This is a genomic window from Siccirubricoccus phaeus, from assembly GCF_008360935.1.
GTDB lineage: Bacteria > Pseudomonadota > Alphaproteobacteria > Acetobacterales > Acetobacteraceae > Siccirubricoccus > Siccirubricoccus phaeus.
The window spans coordinates 76,751-89,108 of the sequence record NZ_SRXO01000007.1; the positions used below are offsets into that span (position 1 = coordinate 76,751).

The following is a 12,358-nucleotide window of genomic DNA, read 5'->3' on the forward strand; positions in this document are numbered from 1 at the left end:
CGCATGACCGGGCTCGCCCTCGAAATCCGCGGCCTCGACCTCATGCTCGATCCGCTCGGCCGCCGCCTGCACGTCGTCCGCAGCCTGGACCTGGAGCTGCGCCGCGGCGAGGTGCTCGGCCTGATCGGCGAGAGCGGTTCGGGCAAGACGATGACCGGCCTCTCCCTGCTGCGGCTGGAGCCGGAGGGGGCGCGCCTCACCGCAGAAATCATGCGCGCCGGCGAGGCCGATCTGCTGCAGTCGGAGGAGGCCGAGCTGCGCGCGCTGCGCGGCCGCGCCGTCGGCATGATCTTCCAGGACCCGGTCGGGGCCTTCAACCCCGCCAAGCGCATCGCCTGGCATGCGCGGCAGGTGCTGGTCCGCCGGGGCATCGCCGACTGGCGCCCGGCCGCCGAGCGCCTGCTCGCCGAGGTGGACATCGCCGACACCGCCCGCGTGCTCGGCGCCTATCCGCACCAGCTCAGCGGCGGCATGCTGCAGCGGACGCTGATCGCGCTGGTGCTGGCCGCCAACCCCGCCGTGGTGGTCGCCGACGAGCCCACCACCAACCTCGACAACATCGTGGAGCAGCAGATCCTCCGCCTGTTCCGCCGCCTGCGTCAGACCGAGGACGCCGCCTTCCTCTTCATCACCCACGACATGACGGTGGCCGCCAGCCTGTGCGACCGCATCGCCGTCATGTATGCCGGCGAGGTGGTCGAGATCGGCACCACGGCGCAGCTCTTCGAGGACCCGCTGCACCCCTACACGGCCGCCCTGATCGCGACTGCCCGCGCGCTGGAAGGCGAGGCCGAACGCCTGCCCGAATTGCCGGGCGAGCCGCCCTCGATCGCCGAGCCCCGCACCGGCTGCGCCTTTGCCAGCCGCTGCGCGCGTCGCCTGGAAGGCTGCACCCTGGCCCCAGTACCGATGATTCCCCTTGAGGGAGGGCGCCGCGTGCGCTGCCTCCTGCATGGCTGAGGCCCCCCTGGTGGATGTGCAGGACGTTTCCGTCCGCTTCCGCCGCCGCCGCAGCGGGCTGGGCGGCCTGTTCGGCCCGCCCCCCAGCTTCCGGGCCGTGGCCGGGGCGACCCTGACGGTGGCGCGACGCGAAGTGGTGGGCCTGGTCGGCGAATCCGGCAGCGGGAAGACCACGCTGGGCCGCACCATCCTGCGCCTGGTCGAGCCATCCGAGGGCGCCATCCTGTTCCAGGGCGAGCCCATCACCCATCTCCGGGAACGGGCGCTGCGCCGAATCTGGGGGCGGATGGCGCTGGTGTTCCAGGACCCGCTCTCCTCGCTCAACCCGCGCCATTCCATCGGCGCGGCGCTGGCCGCCCCCCTCGCGCTTTCCGGCACGCCGAAATCCGAGCAGCAGGACCGCGTCGCCGCCGCGCTGCAGCGGGTGCGCCTGCCACGCGAGGCGGCGGAGCGCTTCCCGCACGAGCTCTCCGGCGGGCAGTTGCAGCGCGCGGCCCTCGCCCGGGCGCTGATGCGCGACCCCGTCTTCATCGTGGCCGACGAGGCGGTCTCCAAGCTGGACGTCTCGGTCCGCTCGCAGATCCTCAACCTGTTCAAGGATATCCAGCAGGAGCTGGAGACCTCCTTCCTCTTCATCACCCATGATTTGCACGTCGCCCGCTTCCTGTGCGACCGCGTCGCGGTGATGTTCTTCGGCCGCATCGTCGAGGTGGCGCCGGCGGCCGAGCTGTTCCGCACGCCGCGCCACCCCTACACGCGTGCCCTGCTGGCGACGCTGGACGAGGCCGGCGAGCGGGCCGGCCAGCGCAGCGCCGTCGACCAGGAGGCGCCGGGCTGCATCTACCGCGCCCAGTGCCCACGCCGGATCGGGCGCTGCGACGAAGCTCACCCGCCCACGCTGATGACCGCCCCCGGCCACGCCCTCGCCTGCCACAACCCGGGGTGACCGGCGCCGCACGCATCAGGAGTTCGGACATGACCAGGCAGATCAAGCTCGGCCTTTCGATGCGGTATCTCGGCTACCATGCCGGGGCCTGGCGCCATCCGGAGGTTGATCCGGAGGGCGCCTCCAAGCTCAGCCACTTCCTCCGCGTCGCCCGGACGGCGGAGGCGGCGAAGTTCGATATGGTCTTCCTGGCCGACGGCATCGGCATCCGCGCCAGGGACGAGCCGCCCGGCGCCCTCTGCCGCAGCGCCCAGACGGCGGAGCTGGAGCCGTTGACGCTGCTCTCGGCGCTCGCCGCGGTGACCGGCCATATCGGCCTGGTGGCGACTGCCAGCACCACCTACAACGAGCCCTTCCACATCGCCCGCAAATGGGCCTCGCTCGACCATCTCAGCGGCGGCCGCGCCGGCTGGAACATCGTCACCTCCTGGTCGGATGCGGAGGCGCGGAACTTCAATCGCGAGGAACACCTCGACTACGCCACCCGCTACGAGCGGGCGGCCGAGTTCGTCGAGGTGGTGAAGGGGCTGTGGGACAGTTGGGACGCGGACGCGCTGGTCAACGACAAGAAGAGCGGCATCTTCTTCGACCCGGCGAAGCTGCATGAGCTGAACCACATCGGCAAGCACTTCAGGGTCAAGGGCCCGCTGAGCGTGAAGCGCACGCCGCAGGGCCGCCCGATCCTGGTGCAGGCCGGCGCGTCCGAGCAGGGCATGGACATCGCCGCCGAAAGCGCCGACGTGGTCTATGCCGTTGCCCAGAACCTCGACCAGGGCAAGGTCTATTACGAGACGCTGAAGGGCCGCATGGCCCGGTACGGCCGCAGCCCGGACGAGTTGCTGATCATGCCCGGCATCACCCATTTCATCGGCCGCACGCGGCAGGAGGCGCAGGACAAGTACGAGCAGCTCAACGCGCTGGTCGATCCGGTCCTCGGTCTCTCCCATCTCTACGGCCAGATGGGCGATCTTTCGGGCCACGACGTGGACGGCCCGGTGCCGGAGCCCAACAACCCCCAGGTGCGCAGCATTGCGAAAGGCCTGCTGGAGCTGGCGCACGGGCGGAACCTGACCATCCGCCAGCTCTACACGACGATCGCCGCCGGCTTCGGCACGCGGCTGGTCATCGGCACGCCGCAGGACGTCGCCGACGACATGGAGGCCTGGGTCGAGGCGGGGGCGGCGGACGGATTCAATCTTTGCCCCCCCTGGCTGCCGGGCGGCCATCCCATGCCGGACAGCAAGCGCAAGAAACCGAATTCCGTAACGACTCAGGCCACGATTCTCACGAAGGAGCGAAGCACCCGCACGAACCCCGGCGCTTTACCCGCCCGCACCAGCGCGACCGACCCACTTTGCATCAACGCGGTTGCCGCGCCCGGCGGGGGCCAGATTGGGATGACGTTCTGTCCCGGCAAGCGACAGGGCGGCTCGACCATGGGCGACTGGGAGCGCGACCTTCCGTCCGACCTTGCCCGAATTGCCGAGTGGGGTGCGGTCGCCGTGGTTACCCTGATGGAACAGCACGAACTCGAGCGGTACGGCGTGTCCGGCATTGGCGATGCCGTCGAGGCGCTGGGGATGGAGTGGCACCACCTTCCCATCCGCGACGTGGATGTCCCAGACGGGCGTTTCGAGGTGCGCTGGACGTACGCCGGCCATCGGCTGCGGTCGCACCTCCTCGCCGGGCGGCGCGTGCTGCTCCACTGCCGCGGCGGGCTCGGCCGCACGGGGACTATTGCAGCAGGGCTGCTGGTGGAACTGGGGATGGCATCTGCCGAGGCCGTCGCGGCGGTCCGCCGGGCAAGGCCCGGGACGATGGAAACCGTGGCGCAGGAGGCGCATGCGCGGGGCGCAAGGCCGGTCGGGGCCGCACAGGCCATTGCCGCTGACCGCTTGCTGGGCTGCCTGCTCGGCGGGGCGATCGGGGATGCCTTCGGCTACGAGGTCGAGTTCGACAGCCTCGACACGATCCGGCGGCGCTTCGGGCCAGACGGCATTCGGGAGCCGGTGCTGCATGCCGGCCGGCTGGTTGTCAGCGATGACACGCAGATGACGCTGTTTACGCTCGACGGGCTGCTGCGCGCCATTGGGCCGGACGGAGCTTGGTCGGAGGATGGCGTAGTCGTGGAGGTGCGCCGCGCCTACCTCGATTGGCTTGACACACAATCGGGCGCCGCCGCGCCCGGCGGCCTCGCGGGGACGCTCGCTGCCCGGCCAGCGATGCGTCACCGGCGCGCCCTGGGGAACACCTGCCTCTCCGCGCTGCGGGTCAGTGGGAACGGCAAGGTCGAGCGCCCCATCAACAACTCGAAGGGCTGCGGCGCCGCTATGCGGAGCGCCCTCGTGGCCTTCCTCCCCCGCCTACCGGATGGGCCTGAAGCCTGCCAGCTCGGGGCCCAGATCGGTGCACTCACGCACGGGCACCCAGACGGGTGGGGTCCAGCTGGCCTCGTGGCCGCCGCCGTGCGGCGAATACTGAGGGGCGAAGGAATGTGCGACGCGCTCGCGGGCGCGGTCGACGACCTCCAACGGACGGCGGGTGCGTGGGGCTGCACGGCCCCAATCACGGCCCCATACCGTCGGGCGCTCAAACTCGTGCAAAGCATGCCGGACCGGCCAACCGAGGCCATCGCGCAACTTGGGCTGGGCTGGACCGGCGACGAGGCCGTCGCCATCGCGACCTACGCCGCCCTGACCGGCGACTCGTTCTTGGATGTAGTGGCGCGCGCCTCCAACCATGATGGTGACAGCGACAGCACGGCAAGCATTGCGGGTCAGCTTTGGGGAGCTGCCCATGGCTCCGGCGTCCTGCCACATGGGTTGGTGTCCAGACTTGACGTACTCGACGAGATCCTCGCGCTCGCAGCATCGTGGATGGGGCCGCAGGCGGCGGGGGCGGCAAAGGAAGCTCCGTGAAGGTTCGGAACTCGGTCATGGCGGTGGACCTATCTCCGTCAGCGGCGGCGTCAGGAGGCGTCACCCGCCGCCGGATCTCCGGCCTGTGCTGACCTTGTGGAAGGGGCCCAAGCATGATCCTCGATGCAGCACTTCTGCTGGACAGTGGCGCAGCGCTGACCACGACCCGCAGTAGCTGGAACACCATCGATCTGGGCGGCGTCGTCGACGTCGGCGTTTCGGAAGAGGCGCTGGAAATCCTGTTCCGCTTCACCGAGCTGCCAACGGCTGACGGGGCTGCGACCCTGGTTGTGGCGGTGCAGACGAGTCCGGACAATTCGACGTGGACCACGCTGGTGCAGTCCGGTGCCATGCCGCTGACGGCATTTGCCGAGCGGAGCCCTTCCGGCACTTTCCGGATGAAGGTGCCGGCTGGTGTGAGTCGGTACATCAGGCTGGTTTACACCATCGCAAATGGCCCCCTGACCGCTGGTCGGGTGCACGCATCGCTGGTGAAGAACCGCGACTTCCACAACTACTACCCGAAGAACTACGTGGCGATCTGAGCCATGGCGATCTGCCCCGTCTTGGCTGAACTGCGCGAGGCTGTGGAGGCCGCTGGCAAGTCCGGCCGCCTGCCGCTCGACCTCTACAACCGTGCTGTCGCGGTGCTGGATGGCCGGCTCAATGAGGACCGGTTCCGCATCTGGACCGACATCAAGGCCCACTTCACTGAGCGCCGCCGGCTGCGCTCGCTCCCTCCTGAACCTGTCACCGAGGACGCCCCATGACCGAGCCCGTTTCCCTGTCTGACATCATCGCCAACCTGCAATCCCAGATCGCCGAGGCGCGTGCTGATCTGGAGCGGGCGGAGGCCGAGCGCGCCGATCTGATCCTCGCTGCTGCCGGTGGCGATGCTGAGGCGAAGCTGCGCATTCCAGCGGCGGCGGCGCGCATTGCCGGGTTGCAGGAGCACTCCACAGCGCTGGCCGCGGCCTTGGCCAGGGCTGAGCAGCAGCGCCGCGATGCGGTGGATGACGAGAAGCGGCTCGCCAGGGAGCGAGACCTGGATGAGGCGGTGCGCCTCATGAAGGCGCGGGAGCGGCCGGCCAAGAGGCTGGAGGGGCTGCTGGAGCAGGTATCCGACTGCCTGGCCGAGGTGGATGGCAACAGGCGGCGGGCAGAACGCCTGCTCATCGCGCATGAGCGCGGGACCGTGCTCGACAAGATCATTGGCAACGCCTTTGCAGCGCGATCCGGCAGCCTGGAGCAGGTGACCGCGTATCTGGAGGCCGGCGGCAGCTCGCGGCTCTCCCTCGCGGATGCGGCGGTGAGGGGGACGGAGGAGGTGCAGCGCAAGGTGGACCGGCTTCGGGCTGACTTTCTCCGGCAGGCCCGGGAGTCAGCCTGATGGCCCCCGACTGCCTTGCCGAGCGCCTGGACGCGATGGTCAGCGGCGCCGCCGAGATTGATGCCGCGGTTTCCGAGCTGGCCGGCGCGGTGCGGCGGTTCCAGGAGCTGGCCGAGGCGGCGAGGCCAGCGCAGCGCGCGGTTTTGCGCCCAGGCCATTGGGGCATGCAGATCCCCGCGCGGGTAGCGGCGGAGCCCCTTCTGCGCCGCCTGCTTGATGCTGGCGCGGTAGATCTGGAAGCGCTGCGCGCCGTGGGGCGGGGGGACCTTCAGCCTGCGGGCGATACGGCCGTACAGGATGCCGTGACGGCCAAGGCCCGTGCCTTCGAGGGCCGGGCATGAGCGACCTCGAAGCCATCGCGGCGCGGTTCTACCCGAGCATGGCGCCGCAGCCAGAAGCCCCGCAGAGCGCGCCAGAGGCCGCTTCGGTGGCGGAGGCTCTGGCACAGCCCGCCGAGGCGCCAAAGCCCTCAGAGGCGCAGCAGGACGCAGGCACGGGCGATCCTTTCAGCGATGCGGCCGAGCGCATGTTCCCGTTCTCCGGCATCGAGACCCGCGGCTACGTGGACTGGCAGGAGGCGGCGGCAGAGCGGCCCGCTGACTACGACCTGGCCGCCCCGCCTGGCACGCTACGCGACGGGACGCCGGAAGGGCAGGCGGCCGAGGCGCGGTTCCGTACTGCGCTGATGGAGGCTGGGCTCGGCCGCACCCAGGCGGCAGAGCTCTGGCAGGACGCTCTGGCAGCGCAGGCCAGCACCGCCCCGCGGCGCACCATGGAGCAGGCCGAGGCCGAGCTGCGGAAAGGCTGGGGCGCCAGGTACGAGACCAAGCTGGCGGCGGCGCGTGGTGCGATCACCAAGGCGGCGCAGACCTCGCCGGAGATCATGGAATTCCTGGAGCGGACGGGCCTCGGCAACGATCCGCGGTTCATCCGCAAGGTGGCGGCGATGGCCGCCAGGAGGAAGTAGCCATGGCGCGAATTCCAATGAGCCCTGGGCCGCGCGTTGCGCCCGACGGCCAGTCAAACATCAAGGCCACGCCGGACGCTTTCGGCGCTGGCGTTGGCACGGCTACCGCCGGTGTCGGCGCGACACTGATCAAGGCCGGCGACGAATGGGCGCAGGTGGCGGCGAAGCTGGCCCGCGAGGACGAGATTGCCGCCCGCTCCAAGCTGCAAACGCAGATGGTCACCGGGCTGTCGGAGTTGCGGACCCAGCTCGACGCAGAGACCGATCCCGACAAGATCCAGGCGTTGTGGACCGAGGGGCAGCGGAGCCTTCAGAACACCATCCGCACCGCGGCCGGCGGCAACCGTCGCCAGCAGGAATGGGCAACCACCCAGCTTGGCCTTGAGATTGCCCGGGATCAGCAGGCGGTGGGCCGCCTGGTGCTGGGGCGGCGCCGTGAGAGGAACCTGGCGGAGCTGAATGACGGTCTCTTCGCGCTCAACCAGCAGGTCGGCACAACGCGGAACATGGACGATCGCGCCCGCCTTCTGGAAACGGGAACGGCTCAGATCGCCGCCGCTGTCACGGCTGGCTGCGCGGGCGCCCGGTGGCGATGCTGACGGCCGACGCGGCTGCCAATCTCCAGCGGCAGTTCGTCAACGGCAACGTGGATCAGCGCGAGGCGCTCCTGAGAGGCGTCATCGGGATCAGCGATCCCGGCGTCCGCAACGCTACGCTCCAGCTTCTGGAGCGCGGGCGCGGCGACGCCGGTCGGTTGCCGGCCGGCAGCCTGGCGCGCATCGGTGATATGTTCCTCAACGAGGGCTTCATGGGCCAGCAACGTGCCCGTCGCATCCTCGCGGCGTTCGACGTGGATGTATCCGACCGCGTGAAAGAGGCGGGCGAAACGGGCGAAATGCAGAGCGCGATCCGCTCCGCCCGAACCCAGAGTGTTCAGGGAGTGCTGCTGCGCCAGGCGCAGATCACCGGAAACCTGGCCTTCAGCGAGACGGCCGTTCGGGACGAGAAGGCGATCCTTCATCTGGCGACGGTGAATCTCGCGTCTGGTGAGACCAGCGTCTCCCGTGCCGTGGCAGGCGCGCAGGCCGACTGGAATGGCCAACGCGGCGTGGTGAACCGCGAAGGGCTGGCCGCCGTGTGGTTCCCGCTGTCGCAAGCCAATCCTGCTGTGGTCGAAACCGGGCTGCGCGTCCTGAAAGAGCGCGAAGCCATCGTCCCCGATACCCCGATGGAGCAGGAGGCGGCGCTGGCGGCCCGGCAGCAGGCCGGCGCGGCGCGCCAAGCCGAGTGGATCAATGACGGTAACCAGTTCGCCCTAGTCGCGCAGGGGCCGGTGACAGCCGGCGGGTCGGGGCCGCGGGTGGTGCTGCGCACCGCCACCATCACCGATGTTCTCGGCGCGGCCATCCCCAACGCTTCCGCCGTCTCGGTGGGAGGCGCGGCCGGCACCCGCACCGGGACAGAGCAACGGTTGGAGATCGAACGCCGCCGAGGCGGGCCGCCGGTTCCGAGCCGCCCACAGACATTCGAGGAGTAGTCCCATGTGCGTATTAACCCTTTCCGCCCTGGGCGCGAGCCTGTTCGGCGCCTCGGCGGCTGGCGCTGGGGCTGGAGCGGCAGTCGGGGCTGGCGCTGCTGCTGGGGCAGGGGCGGCGGCGGGCGCTGGTGCTACCATCGGCGCCGGCGCCACGGCGGCGGGCCTCACCACCCTTGGCGGCGCTGCTGTTGGGACCGGTGCCTTGACCGTGACGCCGGCTGCGGCGGGCATCCTCACCGCGGCTGCGCCCACGGTAGCGGCGACTGGTGGTGGCTTTGCCAGCGGCCTTTCCGCCGCGGCTGCCGCTGCCGGCCTGATCGGCTCCGGCCTCTCCGCCTACGGCCAGATGCAGCAGGGCGAGGCGGCGTCCAAGGCGGCCAAGTACCAGGCGGCGGTGGCGCAGAACAACGCCAAGGCGACGCTAGCCCGCGGTGAGTTCGAGGCGCAGCAGATCTATCGCCAGGGCGCGCAGCGGCTTTCCCTCCAGCGCGCCATCATGGGGGCGAACAACCTGGACATCGGCTTCGGCACCGCGCTGGACGTGCAGCGGGACACCGCCGAGGCCACGGGCCTGGACGCGGCGACGACCAGGTACAATGCGCTCCTGGCCGGGACGGATCAGAGCCAGCAGGCCATGTTGCTGCGGGCGCAGGGAGCCGGCGCCAGGTCCGCCGGCACGATGGGCGCATTCGGCTCCATCCTCAGCGGCGCAAGCCAGTTCGCGCAGAGGTGGAATGGCTGGCAGGACAGCGGCAGCTCTCCCCGCTCCCGGGCGCCGGCCCTGCTGGCATGACCGATGCCGAGCTGATCGCGCTGATGCGCGAGCGGGACATGCTGCCGGATGACGGGAACGAGGCGACGCTGGCGGAGCTTGTGGCTCAATGTCCCTGCCGGGAGGTGATCCGGTTCGGCCCTGGCCCTGTCGTCCGCGTCTCGGCGCTGTTCGATCCCGACACCCCTAAGCCTGAGGTCAGGCCCGATGCCACAGCGCTGATCCTTGACCAGAGCATCGCCGAGGCAAGGGCCGCGGGCGGCGCCGTGCTCGTGCTAACCACCGGCCCCAACTGGATGGCGGAGGTGCTGGCCTACGTCGCCAGGAACGGCGAGGTGGTGGTGGGAAGGGCGTAGCTGCGGCGTCAGCCTCCCTCTCTACCGGACGACCGTCGTGGGGCGCAGGGGCCGCGCCCGGCCCGGACGGGCTGCGGGCGTGGCGGGTGGGGTAGGGTTAGAAGTGCTTCCGCAGGCCGGCCTGCTTCAGCACCCCGTTGGCGGTGTGCTTGGAGACGATGCCCTGGGGAACGGTCAGCTTGAAACTCTTGTCGGGGTGCTGCCAGATCTCGTGGTTACCCTTGGCGAAGCGCTCGAAGCGCCATCCGGCGTCGTGAAGGATGCCCTTCAGGTCGCGGTCAAACGTCCCGCCCACACTAGGCCGCGGCCGGCAGGTGGGCACGGTGGGCGCCGTGAATTTCGACCTCGGCGCCCTCGGGCAGGTCCACAACCTCAGGCAGGACAGCGAGGATGCGCTGGCTAAGCCCTTCAAAAGTAGAGGCTTCTGAGACGAGGCCGGGCACATCCTTCGACGACGCCCACCAAACGTGCGCTTCGTCGTCCCACTCAGCCTGGATGACAATCACCTTAGGCATGAGGCCCTCCTACCAGCCCATTTCGGGCCTGAAAGTCTATCGTCGGGTAAATGGTGTTCGCAAATAGCGATTTTTATGTGGCTAGGTTGCCGGGCGCGAATTGCGCGTGAATCGGCCGCCACACAGGATCGCGAGGAGAGAGAGTCACTCGGGCGGTTGCAAGCGCTTTTTCGGCGCCGCATCAAGGCGTGCCGCTGGTTGATCGTTTGCCCGATGATGGGGGAGGTAGAACGGGCGGGAGATTGTGGACCAGCTTGTGGTCCACGCCGCTCAAACGCTCTAAGAGTTTGAAAATTAAGAGATTCTGGCGGAGGGGATGGGATTCGAACCCACGATAGAGGTTGACCCCCTATAACGGTTTAGCAAACCGTCGCCTTCAGCCACTCGGCCACCCCTCCGCAGGTGCAGCACGGCCCACGACGTATGCGGGGCTGGTCTTACAGGGCGGGGGGCGCAGCGTCAAACGCCGCGTCCCCGGCCGCCCGGGGGCTCAGGAGAGCACCACCTCGAAGCCCTTCGCCGTCGCCGGCCGGGCCATCATCCGGGCATACCAGGCGGCCACGTTCGGCAATTCGTCGAAGGGCACCTGGTGCCGCTCATGCCGCCAGGCCCAGCCGAGGATGGCGAAATCGGCGATGCTCGGCTCGCCCTCCGTCGCCACATACTCCCGCCCCGCCAGGCGCTTCTCCAGCACGCCGTAAAGCCGCTGCGTCTCCGTGTGGTAGCGCGTGAAGCCATATTCCTTGGCCGGGCCATCGGGCTGCATGAGGAAATGGTGCACTTGGCCCGGCATCGGCCCGAAGCCGCCCATCTGCCACATCAGCCATTCCAGCACCGGCACCCGGGCGCGCAGGTCGGCGGGCAGGAATTTGCCGGTCTTCTCCGCCAGGTACAGCAGGATCGCGCCGCTCTCGAAGACCGAAATCGGCTGCCCGCCCGGCCCCTCGGGGTCGATGATGGCGGGGATCCGGTTGTTCGGGCTGAAGGAGAGGAAGTGCGGATCGAATTGCTCGCCCTTGCTGATGTTCACCGGCATCACCGCGTAGGGCAGGTCCATCTCCTCCAGCGCCACGCTGATCTTGCGGCCATTCGGCGTGTTCCAGGTCCAGAATTCGATCATCCCTGCGCTCCTTGGCGTCGCTCCGCGGCAAGGCTGGTGTCCCGATTCCGCAGCCCTGCGGACTTCGTTCTCGGGCCACTGGCTTTTTTTAGTGGCCTGCTTGTCCGCTGCGTTCGCTGGAAATCCAGCGAACTTCGCGGGCAGGACACTAGAGCGGTTTCACGCTGACTGTGCAGCGCGAAACCGCTCTAGCTTATGGATTGTAGAGCAGATTCACGCCTCCGGGCGATGCCGCCCTCCGGCGATCTGCTCTAGCAGCCCCGTCCGGGGGCGCGAAGCCGGGCCGCCGGCACGCCCGGGCCCGCCCCGCCCCGGCACCGCCACGGGCCGTGGCGCCGGGGCCACGCCGCCGGCGCTTCGCCCCTCGCGTCACGAAACGGCTTCCCTTCCGTACCGCGCTGCCGCAATTCTTTGTCCTGCGGTGCGGCTTCGGGGGGCCGGCGGCGTTGCCGCTGGCGGGGCCGCCACCGGCACAGGGGAGTAGTATGGACGCCGTTCTGTTTCCGGGGGGCCGCCGCTCGGTCGGCCTTGCCTATGTCATCTGGGCGTTGTTCGGCCTGGTCGGGCTGCACCGCCTCTATCTCGGCCGCAACCTCTCGGCCGCCGGCATGGCGGCCATCACCATCCTCTCCATCCCGCTGATCTGGAGCGGCCTGGGCCTGCTCGGCTTCGTCGCCACCGGCACCTGGGCGCTGGCCGATGCGCTGCTGATCCCCGGCATGGCGCGGGAGGTCAACGAGGCGCTGCCCGCCACCGCCTGAACCGTGCCGTGGCCGGGGGCGGGGCCCCGGCCGCCGGGTCAGGCGATGCGGGCCAGGGGAAGCGGCCGCACTGGCGGACCCGCCGCGCGCCGCAACCTGTTCGCCAGCCTGGCTGC

The 12,358-nt window shown here is 69.6% G+C and carries 16 protein-coding genes and 1 tRNA gene; 13 read left to right on the plus strand and 4 right to left on the minus strand.

From position 1 onward, the window contains the following. Nucleotides 1-3 precede the first annotated feature (3 nt). The 12 genes from E5N76_RS11845 (at nucleotide 4) to E5N76_RS11905 (ending at nucleotide 9,846) form a co-directional block, all read left to right on the plus strand. Nucleotides 4-960 (plus strand): ABC transporter ATP-binding protein, encoded by a 957-nt coding sequence (locus E5N76_RS11845; protein ID WP_149537510.1) that lies wholly within the window; start codon nucleotides 4-6, stop codon nucleotides 958-960. Further along, nucleotides 953-1,906, plus strand: a complete 954-nt coding sequence (locus E5N76_RS11850) for an oligopeptide/dipeptide ABC transporter ATP-binding protein (RefSeq protein ID WP_149537511.1) — start codon at nucleotides 953-955, stop codon at nucleotides 1,904-1,906. The genes E5N76_RS11845 and E5N76_RS11850 overlap by 8 nt, the downstream gene beginning before the upstream one ends. A 29-nt stretch (nucleotides 1,907-1,935) precedes the next feature. After that, entirely contained in the window at nucleotides 1,936-4,824 is a 2,889-nt protein-coding gene (locus E5N76_RS11855; RefSeq protein ID WP_149537512.1) for an NtaA/DmoA family FMN-dependent monooxygenase, read from the plus strand. 113 nt (nucleotides 4,825-4,937) lie between these two features. Further along, nucleotides 4,938-5,369 carry a Bbp16 family capsid cement protein gene (locus E5N76_RS11860; RefSeq protein ID WP_149537513.1) on the plus strand — a complete coding sequence of 144 codons (432 nt, stop codon included), beginning with the start codon at nucleotides 4,938-4,940 and terminating at the stop codon, nucleotides 5,367-5,369. 3 nt (nucleotides 5,370-5,372) lie between these two features. Then, a complete protein-coding gene (locus E5N76_RS11865) occupies nucleotides 5,373-5,594 on the plus strand; it encodes a hypothetical protein (protein ID WP_149537514.1) in 222 nt (73 codons plus the stop codon). Continuing rightward, entirely contained in the window at nucleotides 5,591-6,214 is a 624-nt protein-coding gene (locus E5N76_RS11870) for a hypothetical protein (RefSeq protein ID WP_149537515.1), read from the plus strand. The genes E5N76_RS11865 and E5N76_RS11870 overlap by 4 nt, the downstream gene beginning before the upstream one ends. Beyond that, nucleotides 6,214-6,555 (plus strand): hypothetical protein, encoded by a 342-nt coding sequence (locus E5N76_RS11875; RefSeq protein WP_149537516.1) that lies wholly within the window; start codon nucleotides 6,214-6,216, stop codon nucleotides 6,553-6,555. Before E5N76_RS11870 ends, E5N76_RS11875 begins: the two co-directional genes overlap by 1 nt. Beyond that, a complete protein-coding gene (locus E5N76_RS11880; protein WP_149537517.1) occupies nucleotides 6,552-7,181 on the plus strand; it encodes a hypothetical protein in 630 nt (209 codons plus the stop codon). Before E5N76_RS11875 ends, E5N76_RS11880 begins: the two co-directional genes overlap by 4 nt. 2 nt (nucleotides 7,182-7,183) lie before the next feature. Continuing rightward, nucleotides 7,184-7,780, plus strand: a complete 597-nt coding sequence (locus E5N76_RS11885; RefSeq protein WP_149537518.1) for a hypothetical protein — start codon at nucleotides 7,184-7,186, stop codon at nucleotides 7,778-7,780. Continuing rightward, the gene (locus E5N76_RS29500) at nucleotides 7,774-8,718 is read left to right on the plus strand and encodes a hypothetical protein (RefSeq protein ID WP_187830124.1); all 945 of its coding nucleotides are present in this window, start codon (nucleotides 7,774-7,776) and stop codon (nucleotides 8,716-8,718) included. Before E5N76_RS11885 ends, E5N76_RS29500 begins: the two co-directional genes overlap by 7 nt. A gap of 202 nt (nucleotides 8,719-8,920) precedes the next feature. After that, entirely contained in the window at nucleotides 8,921-9,511 is a 591-nt protein-coding gene (locus E5N76_RS11900) for a hypothetical protein (RefSeq protein WP_149537520.1), read from the plus strand. Continuing rightward, nucleotides 9,508-9,846: a hypothetical protein gene (locus E5N76_RS11905; RefSeq protein WP_149537521.1), complete on the plus strand. Its 339-nt coding sequence runs from the start codon at nucleotides 9,508-9,510 to the stop codon at nucleotides 9,844-9,846. The genes E5N76_RS11900 and E5N76_RS11905 overlap by 4 nt, the downstream gene beginning before the upstream one ends. Nucleotides 9,847-9,943: 97 nt before the next feature. On the opposite strand, the gene E5N76_RS29505 is transcribed toward E5N76_RS11905, so the two are convergent. From E5N76_RS29505 to E5N76_RS11925, 4 genes are all read right to left on the minus strand, one after another. Next, nucleotides 9,944-10,141 carry a type II toxin-antitoxin system HicA family toxin gene (locus E5N76_RS29505; RefSeq protein ID WP_187830136.1) on the minus strand — a complete coding sequence of 66 codons (198 nt, stop codon included), beginning with the start codon at nucleotides 10,139-10,141 and terminating at the stop codon, nucleotides 9,944-9,946. A gap of 1 nt (nucleotide 10,142) precedes the next feature. Beyond that, on the minus strand, nucleotides 10,143-10,361 hold the full coding sequence (locus tag E5N76_RS11915; protein WP_149537523.1) for a DUF1902 domain-containing protein: 219 nt from the start codon (nucleotides 10,359-10,361) through the stop codon (nucleotides 10,143-10,145). A 305-nt stretch (nucleotides 10,362-10,666) separates the two neighbouring features. Continuing rightward, nucleotides 10,667-10,759 (minus strand) — tRNA-Ser (locus E5N76_RS11920). Nucleotides 10,760-10,851: 92 nt separating this feature from the next. Then, nucleotides 10,852-11,481 carry a glutathione S-transferase family protein gene (locus tag E5N76_RS11925; RefSeq protein WP_149537524.1) on the minus strand — a complete coding sequence of 210 codons (630 nt, stop codon included), beginning with the start codon at nucleotides 11,479-11,481 and terminating at the stop codon, nucleotides 10,852-10,854. Nucleotides 11,482-11,966: 485 nt separating this feature from the next. On the opposite strand from E5N76_RS11925, the gene E5N76_RS11930 reads away from it, so the two are divergent. Next, complete coding sequence (locus tag E5N76_RS11930) at nucleotides 11,967-12,242, plus strand: NINE protein (protein WP_149537525.1); 276 nt, start codon at nucleotides 11,967-11,969, stop codon at nucleotides 12,240-12,242. Nucleotides 12,243-12,358 lie beyond the last annotated feature (116 nt).

Bases quoted from the DNA above. Each gene is read 5' to 3' on its own strand.
- E5N76_RS11845 (WP_149537510.1), top strand. From the start codon at position 4: ATGACCGGGCTCGCCCTCGAAATCCGCGGCCTCGACCTCATGCTCGAT.
- E5N76_RS11850 (WP_149537511.1), top strand. From the start codon at position 953: ATGGCTGAGGCCCCCCTGGTGGATGTGCAGGACGTTTCCGTCCGCTTC.
- E5N76_RS11855 (WP_149537512.1), top strand. From the start codon at position 1,936: ATGACCAGGCAGATCAAGCTCGGCCTTTCGATGCGGTATCTCGGCTAC.
- E5N76_RS11860 (WP_149537513.1), top strand. From the start codon at position 4,938: ATGATCCTCGATGCAGCACTTCTGCTGGACAGTGGCGCAGCGCTGACC.
- E5N76_RS11865 (WP_149537514.1), top strand. From the start codon at position 5,373: ATGGCGATCTGCCCCGTCTTGGCTGAACTGCGCGAGGCTGTGGAGGCC.
- E5N76_RS11870 (WP_149537515.1), top strand. From the start codon at position 5,591: ATGACCGAGCCCGTTTCCCTGTCTGACATCATCGCCAACCTGCAATCC.
- E5N76_RS11875 (WP_149537516.1), top strand. From the start codon at position 6,214: ATGGCCCCCGACTGCCTTGCCGAGCGCCTGGACGCGATGGTCAGCGGC.
- E5N76_RS11880 (WP_149537517.1), top strand. From the start codon at position 6,552: ATGAGCGACCTCGAAGCCATCGCGGCGCGGTTCTACCCGAGCATGGCG.
- E5N76_RS11885 (WP_149537518.1), top strand. From the start codon at position 7,184: ATGGCGCGAATTCCAATGAGCCCTGGGCCGCGCGTTGCGCCCGACGGC.
- E5N76_RS29500 (WP_187830124.1), top strand. From the start codon at position 7,774: ATGCTGACGGCCGACGCGGCTGCCAATCTCCAGCGGCAGTTCGTCAAC.
- E5N76_RS11905 (WP_149537521.1), top strand. From the start codon at position 9,508: ATGACCGATGCCGAGCTGATCGCGCTGATGCGCGAGCGGGACATGCTG.
- E5N76_RS11915 (WP_149537523.1), bottom strand. From the start codon at position 10,361: ATGCCTAAGGTGATTGTCATCCAGGCTGAGTGGGACGACGAAGCGCAC.
- E5N76_RS11925 (WP_149537524.1), bottom strand. From the start codon at position 11,481: ATGATCGAATTCTGGACCTGGAACACGCCGAATGGCCGCAAGATCAGC.
- E5N76_RS11930 (WP_149537525.1), top strand. From the start codon at position 11,967: ATGGACGCCGTTCTGTTTCCGGGGGGCCGCCGCTCGGTCGGCCTTGCC.